At 62.9% G+C, this 18,932-nt stretch carries 13 protein-coding genes and 4 tRNA genes; all 17 read right to left on the reverse strand.

Annotated elements, in window-relative coordinates; all coding sequences use genetic code 11:
• Positions 1-88: 88 nt before the first annotated feature.
• The 17 genes from rpoC to hisN all read right to left on the reverse strand — a co-directional run bounded on the left by rpoC (position 89) and on the right by hisN (position 18,895).
• Positions 89-4,333 carry a DNA-directed RNA polymerase subunit beta' gene (gene rpoC, locus ACFWP0_RS01905; protein WP_377839307.1) on the reverse strand — a complete coding sequence of 1,415 codons (4,245 nt, stop codon included), beginning with the start codon at positions 4,331-4,333 and terminating at the stop codon, positions 89-91.
• Complete coding sequence (gene rpoB, locus ACFWP0_RS01910) at positions 4,333-8,445, reverse strand: DNA-directed RNA polymerase subunit beta (protein ID WP_377839308.1); 4,113 nt, start codon at positions 8,443-8,445, stop codon at positions 4,333-4,335. Before rpoB ends, rpoC begins: the two co-directional genes overlap by 1 nt.
• A gap of 161 nt (positions 8,446-8,606) precedes the next feature.
• Positions 8,607-8,987: a 50S ribosomal protein L7/L12 gene (rplL, locus tag ACFWP0_RS01915; RefSeq protein ID WP_006227008.1), complete on the reverse strand. Its 381-nt coding sequence runs from the start codon at positions 8,985-8,987 to the stop codon at positions 8,607-8,609.
• 81 nt (positions 8,988-9,068) lie between these two features.
• Positions 9,069-9,593: a 50S ribosomal protein L10 gene (gene rplJ, locus ACFWP0_RS01920; RefSeq protein WP_006227006.1), complete on the reverse strand. Its 525-nt coding sequence runs from the start codon at positions 9,591-9,593 to the stop codon at positions 9,069-9,071.
• Between the two features lie 273 nt (positions 9,594-9,866).
• The gene (gene rplA / locus ACFWP0_RS01925) at positions 9,867-10,568 is read right to left on the reverse strand and encodes a 50S ribosomal protein L1 (RefSeq protein WP_377839309.1); all 702 of its coding nucleotides are present in this window, start codon (positions 10,566-10,568) and stop codon (positions 9,867-9,869) included.
• Between the two features lie 2 nt (positions 10,569-10,570).
• Complete coding sequence (gene rplK, locus ACFWP0_RS01930) at positions 10,571-11,002, reverse strand: 50S ribosomal protein L11 (RefSeq protein ID WP_046806050.1); 432 nt, start codon at positions 11,000-11,002, stop codon at positions 10,571-10,573.
• A gap of 63 nt (positions 11,003-11,065) precedes the next feature.
• Positions 11,066-11,599 carry a transcription termination/antitermination protein NusG gene (gene nusG / locus ACFWP0_RS01935; protein ID WP_006389586.1) on the reverse strand — a complete coding sequence of 178 codons (534 nt, stop codon included), beginning with the start codon at positions 11,597-11,599 and terminating at the stop codon, positions 11,066-11,068.
• Between the two features lie 9 nt (positions 11,600-11,608).
• Positions 11,609-11,989 (reverse strand): preprotein translocase subunit SecE, encoded by a 381-nt coding sequence (gene secE / locus ACFWP0_RS01940; RefSeq protein WP_006216577.1) that lies wholly within the window; start codon positions 11,987-11,989, stop codon positions 11,609-11,611.
• A gap of 64 nt (positions 11,990-12,053) precedes the next feature.
• Positions 12,054-12,129, reverse strand: a tRNA-Trp gene (locus ACFWP0_RS01945).
• A 144-nt stretch (positions 12,130-12,273) separates the two neighbouring features.
• Positions 12,274-13,464 carry an elongation factor Tu gene (gene tuf, locus ACFWP0_RS01950; protein ID WP_377839310.1) on the reverse strand — a complete coding sequence of 397 codons (1,191 nt, stop codon included), beginning with the start codon at positions 13,462-13,464 and terminating at the stop codon, positions 12,274-12,276.
• A 57-nt stretch (positions 13,465-13,521) separates the two neighbouring features.
• Positions 13,522-13,596, reverse strand: a tRNA-Thr gene (locus ACFWP0_RS01955).
• Positions 13,597-13,617: 21 nt separating this feature from the next.
• Positions 13,618-13,691 (reverse strand) — tRNA-Gly (locus ACFWP0_RS01960).
• A 146-nt stretch (positions 13,692-13,837) separates the two neighbouring features.
• Positions 13,838-13,924, reverse strand: a tRNA-Tyr gene (locus ACFWP0_RS01965).
• A 113-nt stretch (positions 13,925-14,037) separates the two neighbouring features.
• Positions 14,038-15,201: an iron-containing alcohol dehydrogenase gene (locus ACFWP0_RS01970; RefSeq protein WP_377839311.1), complete on the reverse strand. Its 1,164-nt coding sequence runs from the start codon at positions 15,199-15,201 to the stop codon at positions 14,038-14,040.
• Between the two features lie 24 nt (positions 15,202-15,225).
• Positions 15,226-16,614, reverse strand: coding sequence for an aldehyde dehydrogenase family protein (locus tag ACFWP0_RS01975; RefSeq protein WP_377839312.1), 1,389 nt, complete (start codon positions 16,612-16,614; stop codon positions 15,226-15,228).
• A gap of 31 nt (positions 16,615-16,645) precedes the next feature.
• Positions 16,646-18,031, reverse strand: coding sequence for a glutamine synthetase family protein (locus ACFWP0_RS01980; protein WP_377839313.1), 1,386 nt, complete (start codon positions 18,029-18,031; stop codon positions 16,646-16,648).
• Between the two features lie 57 nt (positions 18,032-18,088).
• Entirely contained in the window at positions 18,089-18,895 is an 807-nt protein-coding gene (gene hisN, locus ACFWP0_RS01985) for a histidinol-phosphatase (protein ID WP_377839314.1), read from the reverse strand.
• Between the last annotated feature and the right edge of the window lie 37 nt (positions 18,896-18,932).

Consider the following 18,932-nt stretch of genomic DNA (forward strand, 5'->3'; position numbering starts at 1 on the left):
AGGCCGCTGATTCGCATCAGCGGCCTTTCTGTTTTCAGGCATCCTCGCGCCGCAACCGCGCGCGGGGAGCCTGTCCGGGGCGTTCCGCTTATTCGGCGGAATCCTCGGCGCCGACGTCGGAAGCCGGGGCATCCGCATCCGAGCCCACCGTGACCGGCGAGTCTTCGAACGGGTTGGCCTGCTGGCGAGCGGCTTCGCGTTCCGCCGCCTCCAGCTCTTCCTTGTCGCGACGAGCATGGTGGTAAGCCAGGCCGGTGCCCGCCGGGATGAGGCGGCCGACGATGACGTTTTCCTTCAAGCCGCGCAGGTCGTCGCGCTTGCCCATGATGGCGGCTTCGGTCAGGACACGGGTGGTCTCCTGGAACGAAGCGGCCGAGATGAACGAGTCGGTCGACAGCGAGGCCTTCGTGATGCCCAGCAGCACGTTGTCGTAGGAAGCCGGACGGCGGTCATCAGCCGTGACGCGGTCGTTCTCGTTCAGCAGCTCGGAGCGCTCGACCTGCTCGCCCGGGATGAACTCGGTGTCGCCCGCATCGACGATGTTCACGCGGCGCAGCATCTGACGAACAATCACTTCAATGTGCTTGTCGTTGATCTTCACGCCCTGCAGACGGTACACGTCCTGAACTTCGTCGACGATGTAGGTCGCCAGCTTCTCGATGCCTTGCAGGCGCAGGATGTCGTGGGGATCGGCCGGGCCGTCCACGATCATTTCGCCCTTGTTCACGACTTGGCCGTCATGCACCAGAACCTGTTTTTCCTTCGGAATCAGGAACTCGTGGCTCACGCCTTCCAGGTCGGTGATGACCAGACGCTGCTTGCCCTTGGTGTCCTTGCCGAACGAGACCGTACCGGTAACGTCGGCGAGCATGCCGGCGTCCTTCGGCGAACGGGCTTCGAACAGTTCGGCCACACGCGGCAGACCGCCGGTAATGTCGCGGGTCTTTTGCGATTCTTGCGGAATACGCGCCAGAACTTCACCCACGGCAACCTGCTGGCCGTCGCGCACGGTAATCAGCGCGCCCACCGGGAACGAGATGTTCACCGAGTGATCGGTGCCGGCGATCTTGACGTCCTCGCCGCTCTCGTTGACCAGCTTGATCTGCGGACGCATGACGATCTTGCCGCCACGGGTCTTGGGCGTGATGACGACGAGCGTCGACAGGCCGGTGACTTCGTCCACCTGCTTGGCAACGGTCACGCCTTCTTCGATGTTCTCGAAGCGGACGGCGCCGCCGTATTCCGACACGATCGGACGGGTCAGCGGGTCCCACGTCGCCAGACGTGCGCCAGCCTTCACGGTGTCGCCATCGCCCACCAGCACGGTCGCGCCGTACGGGATCTTGTGGCGTTCGCGTTCGCGGCCGTTGTCGTCGAAGATCGCCAGTTCGCCGGAGCGCGAGATCGCCACGCGTTCGCCCTTGGCGTTCGTGACGTAGCGCATCGTGCTGGCAAAACCGACCACGCCGCTCGACTTCGTTTCCACCGCGCTGGCCAGAGCCGAACGCGAGGCCGCGCCACCGATGTGGAACGTACGCATCGTCAGCTGCGTGCCCGGCTCACCGATGGACTGAGCAGCGATAACGCCGACTGCTTCGCCCTGGTTGACCGGCGAACCACGACCCAGGTCGCGGCCATAGCAGTGTGCGCACAGGCCGTGACGCGTTTCGCAGGTCAGCGGCGTGCGGACCTTGACTTCGTCCACGCCGATGCGGTCGATGGTGTCGACCAGGTCTTCGTCCAGCAGGGTGCCGGCAACGATGGCCGTTTCCTGCGTGTCCGGGTTGACGATATCCACCGCGGCCACGCGGCCCAGGATACGGTCGCGCAGCGGTTCGATGACTTCGCCGCCTTCGACCAGGGCTTTCATGTTGTAGCCCTGCGAAGTGCCGCAGTCGTCTTCCGTGATGACCAGATCCTGCGTCACGTCGACCAGACGGCGGGTCAGGTAACCCGAGTTCGCGGTCTTCAGTGCCGTATCGGCCAGACCCTTACGCGCGCCGTGAGTGGAGATGAAGTACTGGAGTACGTTCAGGCCTTCACGGAAGTTCGCGGTAATGGGGGTTTCGATAATGGAGCCGTCCGGCTTGGCCATCAGGCCGCGCATGCCGGCCAGCTGGCGGATCTGGGCAGCCGAACCGCGGGCGCCCGAGTCAGCCATCATGTAGATGGAGTTGAACGATTCCTGGCGCACTTCCTCGCCGTGACGGTTGGTCACGGGCTCGGTGGCCAGTTGTTCCATCATCGCCTTGCCGACCTTGTCGCCAGCCTTGCCCCAGATGTCCACAACGTTGTTGTAGCGTTCCTGGGACGTGACCAGACCCGACGAGTACTGCTTGTCGATTTCCTTCACTTCGCGGCTGGCTTCGGCCAGGATGCCTTCCTTGGCGGTCGGGATCAGCATGTCGCCCATGGCGATCGAGATGCCGCCGCGCGTGGCCAGCTTGAAGCCGGACTGCATCAGCTTGTCGGCGAAGATCACCGTGTCGCGCAGGCCGCAACGGCGGAACGACTGGTTGATCAGGCGCGAGATTTCCTTCTTCTTCAGCGCCTTGTTCAGCACCGTGAAGGGCAGGCCCTTCGGCAGAATTTCGGACAGCAGCGCACGGCCGACCGTCGTCTCGTGACGACGGATCACCGGTTGCCATTCGCCAGCCTCGTCGCGCTCGTGTTCCTTCAGGCGCACGGTGACGCGGCTTTGCAGCTCGACTTCGCCGTTGTCGTAGGCACGCTGCACTTCAGCGACGTCGGTGAAGAAGATGCCTTCGCCGCGGCCGTTGATGCGCTCGCGCGTCGTGTAGTACAGGCCCAGCACGATATCCTGGGACGGCACGATCGACGGTTCGCCGTTAGCCGGGAACAGCACGTTGTTGGAAGCCAGCATCAGCGTGCGCGCTTCCAGCTGGGCTTCCAGCGACAGCGGCACGTGAACGGCCATCTGGTCGCCGTCGAAGTCGGCGTTGAACGCCGCGCAAACCAGCGGGTGCAGCTGGATGGCCTTGCCTTCGATCAGAACCGGCTCGAACGCCTGGATGCCCAAACGGTGCAGCGTGGGCGCACGGTTCAGCATGACCGGGTGTTCGCGGATGACTTCTTCCAGGATGTCCCAGACCACAGGTTCCTGGCTTTCCACCAGCTTCTTGGCAGCCTTGATGGTCGTGGCCAGGCCCATCATCTCCAGACGATTGAAGATGAACGGCTTGAACAGTTCCAGGGCCATCAGCTTGGGCAGGCCGCACTGGTGCAGCTTGAGCTGCGGACCCACCACGATGACCGAACGGCCCGAGTAGTCGACGCGCTTGCCCAGCAGGTTCTGACGGAAACGACCGCTCTTGCCCTTGATCATGTCGGCCAGCGACTTGAGCTGGCGCTTGTTGGCGCCCGTCATGGCCTTGCCACGGCGGCCGTTGTCCAGCAGCGAGTCGACGGCTTCCTGCAGCATCCGCTTTTCGTTGCGCAGGATGATTTCCGGCGCCTTGAGCTCCAGAAGGCGCTTCAAGCGGTTGTTGCGGTTGATGACGCGGCGGTACAGGTCGTTCAGGTCGGAGGTCGCGAAGCGGCCGCCGTCCAGCGGCACCAGCGGACGCAGGTCCGGCGGCAGCACGGGCAGCACTTCCATGACCATCCACTCGGCCTTGATGCCCGACTTCTGGAAGCCTTCCAGCACCTTCAGGCGCTTGGAGATCTTCTTGATCTTAGCTTCCGAGCTGGTGGCCTTCAGTTCGCCGCGCAGGGTTTCCACTTCGCGGTCGATGTCGATGGTGCGCAGCAGTTCGCGCACGGCCTCCGCGCCCATCAGGGCACGGAAGTCGTCGCCGTATTCTTCGGTCTTGGCGAGGAAATCGTCATCCGACATGATCTGGCCGCGCTTGAGCGGAGTCATGCCGGGTTCGATCACGCACCAGGCTTCGAAGTACAGGACGCGTTCGATGTCGCGCAGGGTCATGTCGAGCACCATGCCCAGACGCGACGGCAGGCTCTTCAGGAACCAGATGTGCGCGACGGGGCTGGCCAGCTCGATGTGGCCCATGCGTTCACGGCGAACCTTGGCAACGGTAACTTCAACGCCGCACTTCTCGCAGATCACGCCACGATGCTTGAGGCGCTTGTACTTGCCGCACAAGCACTCGTAGTCTTTGATCGGGCCAAAGATCTTGGAGCAGAACAGGCCGTCGCGCTCAGGCTTGAACGTGCGGTAGTTGATGGTCTCGGGCTTGCGAACTTCGCCGTAGGACCACGAACGGATCTTCTCGGGCGAGGCGATGCCGATCTTGATGGCATCGAATTGCTCGTCTTGCGAGACTTGCTTAAAGAGGTCGAGTAGCGCTTTCATTAGTTACGCTCCAAATCCATGTCCAGGGCCAACGAGCGGATTTCCTTGACCAGCACGTTGAACGATTCCGGCATGCCGGCGTCGATGACGTGGTCGCCCTTGACGATGTTTTCGTAAACCTTGGTACGACCATTGATGTCGTCCGACTTCACCGTCAGCATTTCCTGCAGGGTGTAGGCGGCGCCGTATGCTTCCAGCGCCCACACTTCCATTTCCCCGAAACGCTGACCGCCGAACTGCGCCTTGCCGCCCAGCGGCTGCTGGGTCACCAGCGAGTACGGGCCGGTGGAACGCGCGTGCATCTTGTCGTCGACCAAGTGATGCAGCTTCAGGTAGTGCATGTAGCCGACAGTCACGGGGCGCTCGAATTTCTCGCCCGTGCGGCCGTCGAACAGCCATGCCTGCGTACGCGAAGGCGTCAACGCCATGCGCGCGGCGACGTCGTCCGGATAGGCCAGCTCCAGCATCGTGGTGATTTCCTCTTCGGTCGCGCCGTCGAAGACGGGCGTCGCGAACGGCACGCCGTTCTTGAGGTTCTGGGCCATTTCCATGACTTCTTCGTCGGTCAGCTCGTCGATGCGCGCCCCGGTGCCGGTCGTGTTGTAGACCTTGTCCAGGTATGCGCGGACGTTCTTGACCTGCGCGGTGCGCTCGTCGCGCAACAGATCGGCAATGCGGTGGCCCACGCCCTTGGCAGCCCAGCCCAAGTGCACTTCCAGCACCTGGCCGACGTTCATCCGCGAGGGCACGCCCAGCGGGTTCAGAACGATGTCGGCCGGCGTGCCGTCAGCCATGTGCGGCATGTCTTCCACCGGGGTGATGCGCGAGACCACGCCCTTGTTGCCGTGACGGCCTGCCATCTTGTCGCCAGGCTGCAGACGACGCTTCACGGCCAGGTAGACCTTGATCATCTTCAGCACGCCCGGGGGCAGCTCGTCGCCCTGCGTCAGCTTCTTGCGCTTCTCTTCGAAGGCCAGATCGAACTGGTGGCGCTTCTGCTCCAGCGATTCCTTGGCCTGCTCCAGCACGACAGCGTGCGGCTCATCGGCCAGACGGATGTCGAACCACTGCCAGCGGTCCAGATCAGCCAGGTAAGCCTTGGTGATCGTGGCGCCCTTGGCCAGCTTGCGCGGGCCGCCGTTGACGGTCTTGTTGACCAGCATCTTTTCGATACGGTCGAACTGGTCGTTTTCAACGATGCGCAGCTGGTCGTTCAGGTCCTGGCGATAGCGGCGCAGTTCATCGTCGATGATGGACTGGGCGCGCTTGTCGCGCACGATGCCTTCGCGCGTGAACACCTGCACGTCGATCACGGTGCCGGTCATGCCCGAGGGCACGCGCAGCGAGGTGTCCTTAACGTCGGACGCCTTTTCGCCGAAGATGGCGCGCAGCAGCTTTTCTTCCGGCGTCAGCTGGGTCTCGCCCTTCGGCGTGACCTTGCCGACCAGCACGTCGTCGGCGCTGACTTCGGCGCCGATGTACGTGATGCCGGAATCGTCCAGGCGGTTCAACTGCGTCTCAGCCAGGTTGCTGATGTCGCGGGTGATTTCTTCCGGCCCGAGCTTCGTGTCGCGAGCGACAACCGTCAGTTCCTCGATGTGCACCGAGGTGTAGCGGTCGTCAGCCACAACCTTTTCGGAGATCAGGATCGAGTCTTCGAAGTTGTAGCCGTTCCAGGGCATGAACGCGATCAGCATGTTCTGACCCAGGGCGAGTTCGCCCAGGTCGGTCGATGCGCCGTCGGCCAGCACGTCGCCCTTGGCGACCTTGTCGCCACGCTTGACGATGGGACGCTGGTTGATGTTCGTGTTCTGGTTGGAACGCGTGTACTTGATCAGGTTGTAGATGTCGACGCCGACTTCGCCAGCGACGTTTTCTTCGTCGTTCACGCGAATCACGACGCGCTCGGCGTCAACGTGGTCGACCAGGCCGCCACGCAGCGCCTGCACGGTCGTGCCCGAGTCAACGGCCACGGTGCGTTCGATGCCCGTGCCAACGACCGGCTTTTCCGGACGCAGGCAAGGCACGGCCTGGCGTTGCATGTTGGCGCCCATCAGTGCGCGGTTCGCGTCATCGTGCTCCAGGAACGGAATCAGCGATGCGGCGACCGACACGATCTGCGACGGCGCGACGTCCATGTAGTGCACGTTGGCCGGAGCGGTCAACATCGTTTCGCCGGCTTCACGGCAAGCGACCAGGTCGTCGACGAACTTGCCTTCTTCGTCCAGCGCGGCGTTAGCCTGCGCGATGACGTAGTGGCTTTCTTCGATGGCCGACAGGTAATCGATCTGCTCGCTGACGCGGCCGTCGATAATCTTGCGGTAAGGCGTTTCCAGGAAGCCGTACTCGTTCAGACGAGCGTACAGCGCCATGGAGTTGATCAGGCCGATGTTCGGGCCTTCCGGCGTTTCGATCGGGCAGACGCGGCCGTAGTGGGTCGGATGCACGTCGCGGACTTCGAAGCCGGCGCGCTCGCGGGTCAGGCCGCCCGGGCCCAGTGCGGAAACGCGACGCTTGTGCGTGATTTCCGACAGCGGGTTGGTCTGGTCCATGAACTGCGACAGCTGGCTCGAACCGAAGAACTCCTTGATGGCTGCCGAGATCGGCTTGGAGTTGATCAGGTCGTGCGGCATCAGGTTTTCCGTCTCGGCCTGGCCCAGACGTTCCTTGACGGCGCGCTCGACGCGCACCAGGCCGGCGCGGAACTGGTTTTCGGCCAGTTCGCCCACGCAGCGCACGCGACGGTTGCCCAAGTGATCGATGTCATCGATCTGGCCGCGGCCGTTGCGCAGCTCAACCAGCACCTTGATGGTTTCAAGGATGTCTTCGTTGGTCAGCGTCATCGGGCCGGTGATGTCTTCACCACGGCCCAGGCGGCTGTTGACCTTCATGCGGCCAACGCGCGACAGGTCGTACGTTTCTTCGCTGTAGAACAGGCGCTGGAACAGCGCTTCCACCGCTTCTTCGGTGGGCGGCTCGCCAGGACGCATCATGCGGTAGATGGCAACGCGCGCGGCCATCTGGTCGGCGGTTTCATCGGTGCGCAGCGTTTGCGAGATGTACGGACCACGGTCCAGGTCGTTCGTGTAGAGCGCCTGAATGTCGTAGACGTTGGCGGCGCGCAGGGCGCCGAGCACGCTTTCCGTGATTTCGTCGTTGGCGTTGGCGATGACTTCGCCGGTATCTTCGTCAACGATGTTCTTGGCCAGCACGCGGCCGTACAAGAAGTCTTCGGGCACGGAGATACGCTGGATGCCGCCGGCAGCCAGGTCGCGCAAATGCTTGGCATTGATGCGCTTGTCTTTTTCGACGATGACCTTGCCATCGCGGTCCGAGATGTCGAAGCGGGCCATTTCGCCCTTCCAACGTTCCGGCACGAATTCCATCATCGCGCCTTCGCTCTTCAATTCGAAATTGTCGAAGTCGAAGAAGTTGGCCAGGATGGATTCCGGCGTCATGCCGATGGCCTTGCACAGGATCGTGACAGGCATCTTGCGACGGCGGTCGACGCGGAAGAACAGGACGTCCTTCGGGTCGAATTCGAAGTCCAGCCACGAGCCGCGGTAAGGAATCACGCGGGCCGAGAACAGGAGCTTGCCGGAGCTGTGCGTTTTGCCGCGGTCATGTTCGAAGAACACGCCGGGCGAACGGTGCAGCTGCGACACGATGACACGTTCGGTGCCATTGATGACAAAGGAACCCGTGCCCGTCATGAGCGGAATTTCGCCCATGTAGACTTCCTGTTCCTTCACTTCCTTCACGGTCGGCTTGCTGACTTCGCGGTCAAGCAGCACCAGGCGGACCTTGGCTCGCAGGGGCGAGGCATAGGTCAGGCCACGTTGCTGACATTCCTTGACATCGAACACCGGTTCGCCGAGCACGTAGCTCACGAACTCCAAGCGCGCCATACCGTTGTGACTAACGATCGGGAAAATCGACGAGAACGCCGCCTGCAAACCGTCGGCTACGCGATCGGACGGGGCGGTATCCGCCTGCAGGAAAGTTAGGTAGGATTGAAGCTGTGTCGCCAAAAGGAAAGGAACGTTTTGAACGTCTTCACGCTTGGCGAAGCTTTTGCGGATGCGCTTTTTTTCGGTGTACGAGTAAGGCATGAGCACTCCGACTCGAGGTTGCATGGGCCGTCAACCACGGCCCTAGGTGATACGACTCCAGGAAACCCCTCTGAAAGGGCATGCCCCCAGTAGGGGTTTCCTGGAAACGCAAAAGCCCGGGGACGGCAAACAGCGCTGTCCCCGGGCAGATGACGCAGGTCTTACTTGACTTCGACCTTGGCGCCAGCTTCTTCCAGCTTCTTCTTGGCGGCTTCGGCATCAGCCTTGGCCACAGCTTCCTTGACGGGCTTCGGAGCGCCGTCGACCAGGTCCTTGGCTTCCTTCAGACCCAGACCGGTCAGCTCGCGCACGGCCTTGATGACGCTGACCTTGTTCGCGCCGGCTTCCAGCAGGACGACGGTGAACTCGGTTTGCTCTTCAGCAGCGGCGGCAGCGCCACCAGCAGCGGGAGCAGCGACAGCGACGGCAGCGGCAGCAGCCGACACGCCGAACTTCTCTTCCATTTCCTTGATCAGCTCGGACAGCTCGAGCACGGTCATGCCAGCGATGGCGTCAAGGATTTCAGCTTTGTTAAGTGCCATTTTTCAGAACTCCAAATATTTTGGTAATGCCAGGGTTTGGGTGTCGCTTCGTCGTTCAGCGAATTCCGGACAGCAGGGCGATCAGGCCGCTGCCTTCTGGTCGCGCACAGCCGCGAGGCCACGGGCGAACTTGGTCGGAACTTCGTTGAGCGTACGCACGAATTGCGCGATGGGGGCTTGCATGGTGCCAAGCAGTTTCGACAGCAACTCTTCGCGGGAGGGCATGGTGGCCAGAGCCTTCACGCCATCTTGGGTCAGCAGGCTGTTGGGCAATGCGCCCGCCTTGATGACCAGCTTGTCGTTGCTTTTCGCGAAACCTGCGATGACCTTGGCCGCCGAAACCGGATCAGCGCTGATACCATAGATCAGCGGACCGGTCAGTTGCTCAGCCAACGGCTCGAAAGCCGTGCCGGCAACAGCACGACGGGCCAGCGAGTTCTTCAGAACACGCAGATACACGCCCGATTCACGCGCAGTTTTGCGCAGTACGGTGACAGAGGCGACGTCCAGACCACGGTACTCAGCGATAACAATCGATTGTGCCTTGGCGACTTCCGCCGAGACTTCCTCGATTACCACCGCTTTCTCTTGACGATTGAGACTCACGGTTTGAACACTCCATCAAAAGACGCCTGGGGCCTGAGCCTTGCGCGTCAACCGAATGCGGCGCCTGGTCGAGTTCTTCGTGTAAAGAAATCTTCCTGGGGACGCCGTCTACGCTGGATCCGGACTGTGTGAGCTCCGGGATTAAGCGGGGCAGCGGGGATGCTGCTTTCCATACGGAAGGGAGAACCCTTCCACTACCCTGCTCCAGCGGTCTTTGACAGCAACATCCGGAGGAATCCGGATGCAGCCCAAAGTACGTTTACTGCTGTTGGCTTAGTTGGAAGCCGACAGCGAGGCAATTTCCACGCGCGCACCGCCGCCCATCGTGGACGAAACGGCGAGCTTGCGCAGGTAAATGCCCTTGGCAGCTGCGGGACGAGCCTTTTGCAGGGCGTCGACCAGAGCGGCCAGGTTGGTTTGCAGCTGGTCCACGCCGAACGACGCGCGGCCGATCGTTGCGTGGATGATGCCGGCCTTGTCGGTACGGTACTGAACCTGACCGGCCTTGGCGTTCTTGACAGCGGTGGCGACGTCGGGCGTCACGGTGCCGACCTTCGGGTTCGGCATCAGGCCACGGGGACCCAGGATCTGGCCCAGGGCGCCCACGACACGCATCGTGTCGGGCGAGGCGATGACGACGTCAAAGTCCATCTGACCGGCCTTGATCGCGTCAGCCAGGTCGTCCAGACCGACGATGTCGGCGCCGGCGGCCTTGGCGGCTTCAGCCTTGTCGCCTTGGGCGAACACGGCCACGCGGACCGACTTGCCGGTGCCGGCGGGCAGCACGACCGAACCGCGGACCAGCTGGTCCGACTTCTTCGGGTCGATGCCGAGTTGCACGGCCACGTCAATGGATTCATTGAACTTGGCGACGGCGGTTTCCTTGACCAGGGTCAGGGCTTCAGCGACCGGGTACAACTTGGTGCGGTCGATCTTTTGCGCAATAGCGGCTGCGCGCTTGGACAACTTTGCCATGATTAGATCCCCTCAACCGTGATGCCCATGCTGCGGGCGCTGCCAGCGATCGTGCGCACAGCGGCGTCCAGATCAGCGGCGGTCAGATCGGGGCCCTTGGCCTTGGCGATTTCTTCAGCTTGCGCGCGGGTCAGCGTGCCGACCTTGTCGGTATGCGGCTTGGGCGAACCCTTTTGCACGCCGGCTGCCTTCTTGATGAGGACCGTCGCGGGCGGGGTCTTCATGATGAAGGTGAAGCTCTTGTCCGCGAAGGCGGTGATCACCACCGGAATCGGCAGACCAGGCTCCATGCCTTGGGTCTTGGCGTTGAACGCCTTGCAGAATTCCATGATGTTCAGGCCGCGTTGACCCAGTGCGGGGCCAATCGGGGGGGAGGGGTTAGCCTTACCAGCCGGTACTTGCAGCTTGATAAAGCCGACGATCTTTTTCGCCATGCTTTGCTCCTTGCGGGTTATATCGCCCCGGCCTGTCTGGCCTGGGCTCCCCGGGGGTTAGATTCAGGTCTTTTCGACCTGGCTGAAATCGAGTTCGACAGGCGTGGCGCGACCAAAAATGGTGACCGACACGCGAACCTTGCTCTTTTCGTAATTGACTTCTTCGACGTTGCCGTTGAAGTCTGCAAACGGACCTTCCTTGACCCGAACCATCTCGCCCACTTCGAACAGGATCTTGGGGCGGGGTTTCTCGACACCCTCTTCCATCTGGGAGAGGATCTTCTCGACTTCCTTTTCGGAAATCGGGGTCGGACGGTTGCCCGAGCCACCCAAAAAGCCGGTGACGCGGTTGGTGTTCTTGACCAGATGCCACGTTTCGTCGGTCAGGTCCATTTCAACCAGGACGTAACCGGGGAAAATGCGGCGTTCGGTGATCGACTTCTGACCACCCTTGACCTCGACGACTTCCTCGGAGGGCACAAGAATGCGGCCAAAAGACGTTTGCAGGCCTGCGCGCTCGATGCGCTCGTTCAGGGCCTTGTGTACGCTTTTTTCCATGCCGGAGTACACATGGACGACATACCAACGCTTACTCATTCGCCGTCCTTATTTCCAGCCCAACAGCAGGCCGTAGAGAATCCATTCGATGCCCTTGTCGAGCACCCACATGAAAATGCCCATGACCGCCACGAACGCAAAAACGATGCCCGTCATCTGGGTCGTTTCCTTGCGGGTGGGCCATGCGACACGCTTGACTTCGTTGTAGGACTCGCTGGCAAAGCTCAGGGTGCGGCGGCCGGGTTCGCTGAACCAGGCGATCACGGCTGCGATCACGAGGCCGCCGACGAACACGCCGACACGTGCAGGCATCGGCTGTGCGCTAAGCACGGAGAACCCGACGATGCCAGCAATAACGACGAGAACCGCCAGCCCGAGCTTGACCCGGTCGGCGGTACTGGTTACGGTTTCTACGCTGGTATTAGACATATTGCGACGCGAGCCGCCGTGAATGCGTAACTCGCGATGATCTCCCGCGGGTTTATCCTGGCGGTGGCAGGGGCAGTAGGAATCGAACCTACAACCTTCGGTTTTGGAGACCGACGCTCTGCCAATTGAGCTATGCCCCTAAAACACTACACTTGCACTACACATTCACTGAAACTTTGCACTGGCTCCGCATGCATCGGCTTGCGGAACCATACATAGTACTACTTTTACAGCAAAGATGGATAGAGGGGCTTGAGAGCCCACTCTACCCATCCGGGTATTGCTTACTTCAGGATCTTGGCGACGACGCCGGCGCCGACGGTGCGACCGCCTTCACGGATGGCGAAGCGCAGGCCTTCTTCCATGGCGATCGGAGCCAACAGCTTGACCGTCATGGCCACGTTGTCGCCCGGCAGAACCATTTCCTTGTCGGCCGGCAGCTCGATCGTGCCCGTCACGTCCGTCGTGCGGAAGTAGAACTGGGGACGATAGCCCTGGAAGAACGGAGTGTGACGGCCGCCTTCTTCCTTGGACAGGATGTACACCTCGGACGTGAAGTCCGTGTGCGGGGTGATCGAGCCCGGCTTGGCCAGAACCTGGCCGCGCTGGACGTCTTCACGCTTGGTGCCGCGCAGCAGGATGCCCACGTTGTCGCCCGCTTGACCTTGGTCGAGCAGCTTGCGGAACATTTCCACGCCGGTGCAGGTCGTCTTGACCGTCGGAACCAGACCGACGATTTCGATTTCTTCGCCGACCTTGACGATGCCGCGTTCGATACGGCCGTTCACCACCGTGCCGCGACCCGAGATCGAGAACACGTCTTCAACCGGCATCAGGAACGAGCCGTCCACGGCGCGCTCAGGCGTCGGGATGTACGAATCCAGCGCGGCGGCCAGGTTCATGATGGCCTGTTCGCCCAGTTCGCCCTTGTCGCCTTCCAGCGCCAGCTTGGCCGAACCCTTGACGATCGGCGTGTCGTCGCCCGGGAAGTCGTACTTCGACAGCAGTTCGCGAACTTCCATGTCCACCAGCTCGAGCAGCTCGGCGTCGTCAACCATGTCAGCCTTGTTCAGGAAGACGATGATGTACGGCACGCCAACCTGGCGGCTCAGCAGGATGTGTTCACGCGTTTGCGGCATCGGGCCGTCAGCGGCCGACACGACCAGGATCGCGCCGTCCATCTGGGCGGCGCCCGTGATCATGTTCTTCACATAGTCAGCGTGGCCCGGGCAGTCAACGTGCGCGTAGTGACGCGCTTCCGTTTCGTACTCGACGTGAGCCGTGTTGATCGTGATGCCGCGAGCCTTTTCTTCAGGAGTCGCATCGATCTGGTCGTAGCCCTTGGCTTCGCCGCCAAACTTGTTCGACAGAACGGTCGTGATCGCCGCCGTCAACGTCGTTTTGCCGTGGTCAACGTGACCAATCGTACCCACGTTCACGTGCGGCTTGGTACGTTCAAACTTGCCTTTTGCCATGGCTGACTCCTGACCTGGATTGCGCTTCTGACTGAAGAAAAGAACTTTGGATATTTGTGGTGCCCATGGCGCGGATCGAACGCGCGACCTCTCCCTTACCAAGGGAGTGCTCTACCACTGAGCCACATGGGCAGCTTTTACTGATATCAATCTTGGAGCGGGTGAAGGGAATCGAACCCTCGTCGTAAGCTTGGAAGGCTTCTGCTCTACCATTGAGCTACACCCGCGGCAAACCCTTTCACCTTCTCTTTCCCAAACCCTTCGAAATCAAGGCCTGGGGAACCTTACAACCTTCTTTGCGAAGGCCGCCCAGTTCCCTAGGCCTTACATTGCAAATCCAGGCCAACCGCGCCTGGATTTAGGTATGGGTCTCTGGTGGAGGAGGTTGGATTCGAACCAACGTAGGCGCAAGGCCAACAGATTTACAGTCTGCCCCCTTTAACCACTCGGGCACCCCTCCAGCGGAGAACTTGAGATTATGAACACTTTCAAATCCGCTGTCAAACCATTCGGACGAAAAATTCAAAATTCCTGTTCAGCCACCGTCGCGTTTCCGCGCAGAGGGGGCGAAGCTTACAGGTTTCCGCGAATTGCTGCACGGAAAAGCGAAGAATATTCGTCGGCCGTGTAGTTGACCGGGTTGGTGCCGGCCGACGGATCCTCGCAGGCCATGCGCCCTACCCGCTCGGCCTGGGCCTCGTCGATGCCGATGTCGGCCAGCGTATGCGGGATGCCCACGGCCTCGCGCAGGCTCAGCACCCAATCGAGCACCGCGCCGGGCCCGGCTTGCGGCAAACCCAGGTAGCGCGCCAGCGCTTCCAGTCGCGGCGCCACCGCCTGCTGGTTCGCCTTCAGCACATACGGCATGAGGATGGCGTTGAGCGTGCCGTGATGCGCGTCGTAGAGCGCGCCCAGCGGATGCGCCAGCGCATGCATGGCCCCCAGGCCCCGCTGAAAGGCCGTGGCGCCCATGCAGGAGGCCACCAGCATCTGCTGGCGCGCCTGCACATCGCCGCCATCGGCCACCGCTTGCGGCAGGTACTCCTTGACCAGGCGCATGCCCTCGATCGCGATGCCCGCGGCCATCGGATGAAAGAACGGCGAACAGTAGGCCTCCAGATTGTGCGACAACGCGTCCATGCCGGTGGCCGCCGTGATTTTCGGCGGCAGGCCGACAGTCAGCTCCGGGTCCAGGATCACGATGGACGGAAGCATGCGCGCATGGAAGATGATGCGCTTTACCTGGGCGGCCTCATCGGTGATGACGGAGGCCCGCCCCACTTCGGAACCGGTGCCTGCCGTGGTCGGCACCGCCACGACGGGCGCCATGCCGGCGACATTCACGCGCAGATGGTTGTCGCCGATGTCTTCGAAGTCCCACAACGGCCGCGTCTGGCCGGCCATCAGCGCGATGGCCTTGGCGGCGTCCAGCGCGGAGCCGCCGCCAAACGCGATCACGCCGTCATGGCGGCCCTGCCTGTAGGCGGCGACGCCGTCATCGACGTTGCGGCCTGTCGGATTGCCTTTGACTTCGTGGAACAAGCCGCAGTCCAGGCCGGCCTGGCGACAGGCCAAGAGCGCCTCTTCCACCATGGGCAAGGACGCAAGGCCGGGATCGGTGACCAGCAAGGGCCGCGCCATGCCAAGTTCGCGGCACCATTCGGGCAGCTCCCGGATGCGGCCGGGGCCGGCCTTGATGGCGGTGGGGTAGTTCCAGTTGACGCTGGGGACGGTCATGGTTCGATTCCCGAAAACATCGTGTCAGACACTGCGCAGGTGAAAGGACTTGGCTTGCGTGAGCTGCTCGTAGCCGACCGCCGACAGCGACACGCCCCGCCCCGTGTTCTTGACGCCGGTCCAGGCCAGCGAGGGGTCCAGGTAATCGCAGCGATTCATGAAGAACGTGCCGGTCCTGACACGCCTGCCAATATGCAGCGCCGCCTCTTCGTCTTGCGTGAACGCCGCGGCGGTCAGGCCATAGGGGCTGTCGTTCATCAGTGCGACGGCTTCGTCGTCGCCATCGACCGGCATGATGCCCACGACCGGACCAAAGCACTCGTCGTTCATGACGCGCATCCGATGATCCACCTGCGTCAGCAAGGCAGGCGCAACATAAGGCGAGCTTTCGCTCGCTTCCTTGAAATGCGATGGATCTATCATATTCCTGGCGCCGGCGGCCAACGCTTCGGCGATGATGCCGCGGATCTCGACGGCGGCTTGCGCACGCACGACAGGGCCCAGCGTCGTGTCCGCATGCAGCGGGTTGCCCAGCACGTAGCCATTGGTCAGCGCGACGGCTCGTCCAAGGAATTCCTCATAGACGGACCGCGCCACGTAAATGCGCTGGATGCCGCAGCATGATTGGCCCGAGTTGAAGAACGCGCCATCCACCAGCGTCTCCACCGCATGATCGATCCTGGCATCGGCGCGCACATAGGCCGGATCGTTTCCGCCCAGTTCAAGGCCCACGCCGATGAACCTTCCTGCCGCGCTCTCCTCGACAATTCGGCCGCCGCGCACGGAGCCCGTAAACGATACATAGCCGATCTCGGGCGCGCGGATCAGCCGCTGCACGATGTCATGGCTGGCGTGCAGGTACTGAAACACGCCCTTGGGCGCGCCGGCGTCGCGAAACGCGCGGTCGATGAGCTCGGCGCACAGAGGCGTCTGGTCGGAGTGCTTGAGAATGACGGTGTTGCCCGCCATCAGCGCGGGCACGATGCTGTTCACGGCAGTGAGCAAGGGATAGTTCCACGGAGCGATCGTCAGCGCGACGCCGATCGGCTCGCGGCTGATGAAGCGCGTGAAGCCCGCCTGCGCGGGCGCCTGGATGGGCGACAGCGCCTCGCCCGCGATCGCGATCATGTGGCGCGCGCGGGCCTCGAAGCCCGCCACTTCTCCCGGCGTGTAGCGCAGGGGCCGGCCCATCTGGATCGTGATGGCGCGCGCGATCTCCGCCTTCGCGGCGACGAAGCGGTCGACCGCTAGCGAAACGATGCGTCCCCGCGCCTCGACGCCCATGGCGCGCCAGGCCGCCTGGGCGCCCTGCGCGTTGGCCAGCGCCTGCGCAATCTGCGCGTCGCTGGCGTAGGCGCGGCGAACGACCTCGCGCCCGTCGATGGGACTGATGGTGATGAGTTCCTGGGTCATGGCGGCCCTATGCAAGCGGGTTGGAGGGGATTCAGATGATCTCGAAGTAGCGCGCCAGCTCCCAGTCGGTCACGTGGCGGCGGAACTGCCTTTCTTCCCATTCGCGCGTCGCCACGTAGTGCTCGACGAAGGCGTCGCCGAACAGATGGCGCGCAGCCTCGGATTCGCGCAGCCGCTGCGCGGCCTCCCACAGGGTGGTGGGCAGGCGCAGGTGCGCGGGAAACTGCTGCGTATAGGCGTTGCCCTTCACCATCGGTTCGGGCTTGAGGCCCTGCTCGATTCCGTGCAGGCCGGAAGCCAGCGCGGCGGACAGGGCGAGATAGGGATTGGCATCGGCCGAGCCGATGCGGACTTCGACGCGCTGCGACTTGTCGCTGCCCGGAATGAGGCGCAGCGCCGTCGTGCGGTTTTCCATGCCCCAGGTGGCGTCCAGCGGCGCCCAGTAGCCGGGCACCAGGCGCGAATAGCTATTGATGGTCTGCGCATACAGCGCCATGAATTCGGGCAGGTAGCGCTGGACGCCCGCCATGAAGGAAGCCTGCGCCGCGCTCACGCCGTGAGGCTGGGATTCGTCGTAGAACGCCGAGTGCCCGGACTTCCTGTCGCGCAGCGACAGGTGGATGTGGCCGCTCTGGCCGGGGTGGTCGTGCGACCATTTCGCCATGAAGGTCGCCATCAGGCCATTTTGCTGCGCCAGCGCCTTGGTGAAGGTCTTGAAGAGGAATGCCTTGTCGCCCGCGGCGGCGGCCTGGTCCACGGCGATGGCCGCTTCCAGGACGCCCGGGCCGGTCTCGGTGTGCAGGCCCTCGATGGGCATGTCCATTCGTTCGCACATGTCCAGCAGCTTGCGGTAGAAGTCGCCCTCGACCGTGCTGCGCAGCATGGAATAGCCGAAGTTGCCCGGTGTCCAGTTCTCCATGTTGCGGTAGTTCTTCGCGCGCACGGAATGCGGCGTTTCGCGAAACATGAAGAACTCGTATTCCAGCGCGGCGTATGCGTCATAGCCCATGGCGGCGGCGCGGTCTATCGTCCGGTGCAGCAATCGGCGCGGACAGATGGCGCCCGCGTCGCCTTCGAACTCCGCCAGGAACAGCAGCATGTCTTCGCCGCCCGGCCCTTGTTCCAGCGGCAGGCGGCGGCCGGTCTGCGGCACGATCCTGAGCTTGGCGTCGGGGTAGGCGGTGTGCCAGCCGGTGTACTTGGTGTTGTCGTAGAGCTGGTCGTCGAGATCCCAGCCGAACACCACGTCGCAGAACGCCAGGCCCGAGCGCAGCGCGCCGAGGAACTTGTCGCGCCGCAGATACTTGCCCAGCATGACGCCGTCGACGTCGGACAAGCCCACCTTGATATGCGAGAGCGGGCTGGCTTGCACCAGGCGCTCCGCGTCTTCCACCGTTGCTACCCCTAGTGCATGCATGCTCGTTCACCTTGTGGCTGAAGCGTTGCGTTGAACTGCGGGCGGGCGGCGCGGTTGTCAGGCCATGGCCGCCCCCAGCACCCGCATCGCCTGGCGATGCAGCTGCGGCGTGGCGGCCGCGACCACGCGGCCCTGCGATTCGAGGCTGAGCGGCTGCCCCGTCCAATCGGTAATGACGCCGCCCGCGCCTTCGATGACGGGCATCAGCGCCAGGTAGTCGTAGGGTTGCAGGCCGGCCTCGACAACCAGGTCGACATGGCCGCTGGCCAGCAGCCCATAGCTGTAGCAGTCGCCGCCGTAGCGGCGCATGCGCGCCGCCTGGGTCAGGGCGTCGAATGCCGCCAGTTCGGCGCCTTCGAAGATGTCGGGCGATGTGGCGTACACGATGGCCTGGCGCAGTTCGGTGCAGGCGCTGACGCGGCACGCCTGGCCGTTGAGCCGCGCGGGGGAATCGGCGGCGCCGATCCAGCGTTCGTCCAGCATGGGGATATCGATGACGCCCAGCGCGGGCTTGCCCCGGTGCAGCAGCGCCAGCAGGGTGCCCCACAGCGGGTTGCCCGAGATGAAGGCGCGCGTGCCGTCGATGGGGTCCAGCGACCACACGAGCTCGGCTTCGGTGTGCGAGGCGCCGAACTCTTCGCCGAAGATGCCGTGATCGGGATAGTGCTCGGCGATGGCCTCGCGCAAGGCCGCTTCGACTTCGCGGTCGGCCTGCGTGACGGGGCTTTCGTCGGCCTTGGTGTCGACCGCCAGCGGATGCCGGAACCACTTGCGCGACAAGGGCCGCACGCGGTCCGCCAGCGTTTGGGCGAACGAGGAAAACGCAGCGAGCTGCTGCGCGGACAAGGTCGGAGAAGTTTGCATCGATGCGCTCCCAGGAGTGGCGAGAGAGGATGTGCCT

It is taken from the genome of Achromobacter sp. NPDC058515, assembly GCF_042721735.1.
Classification (GTDB): Bacteria; Pseudomonadota; Gammaproteobacteria; order Burkholderiales; family Burkholderiaceae_B; genus Achromobacter.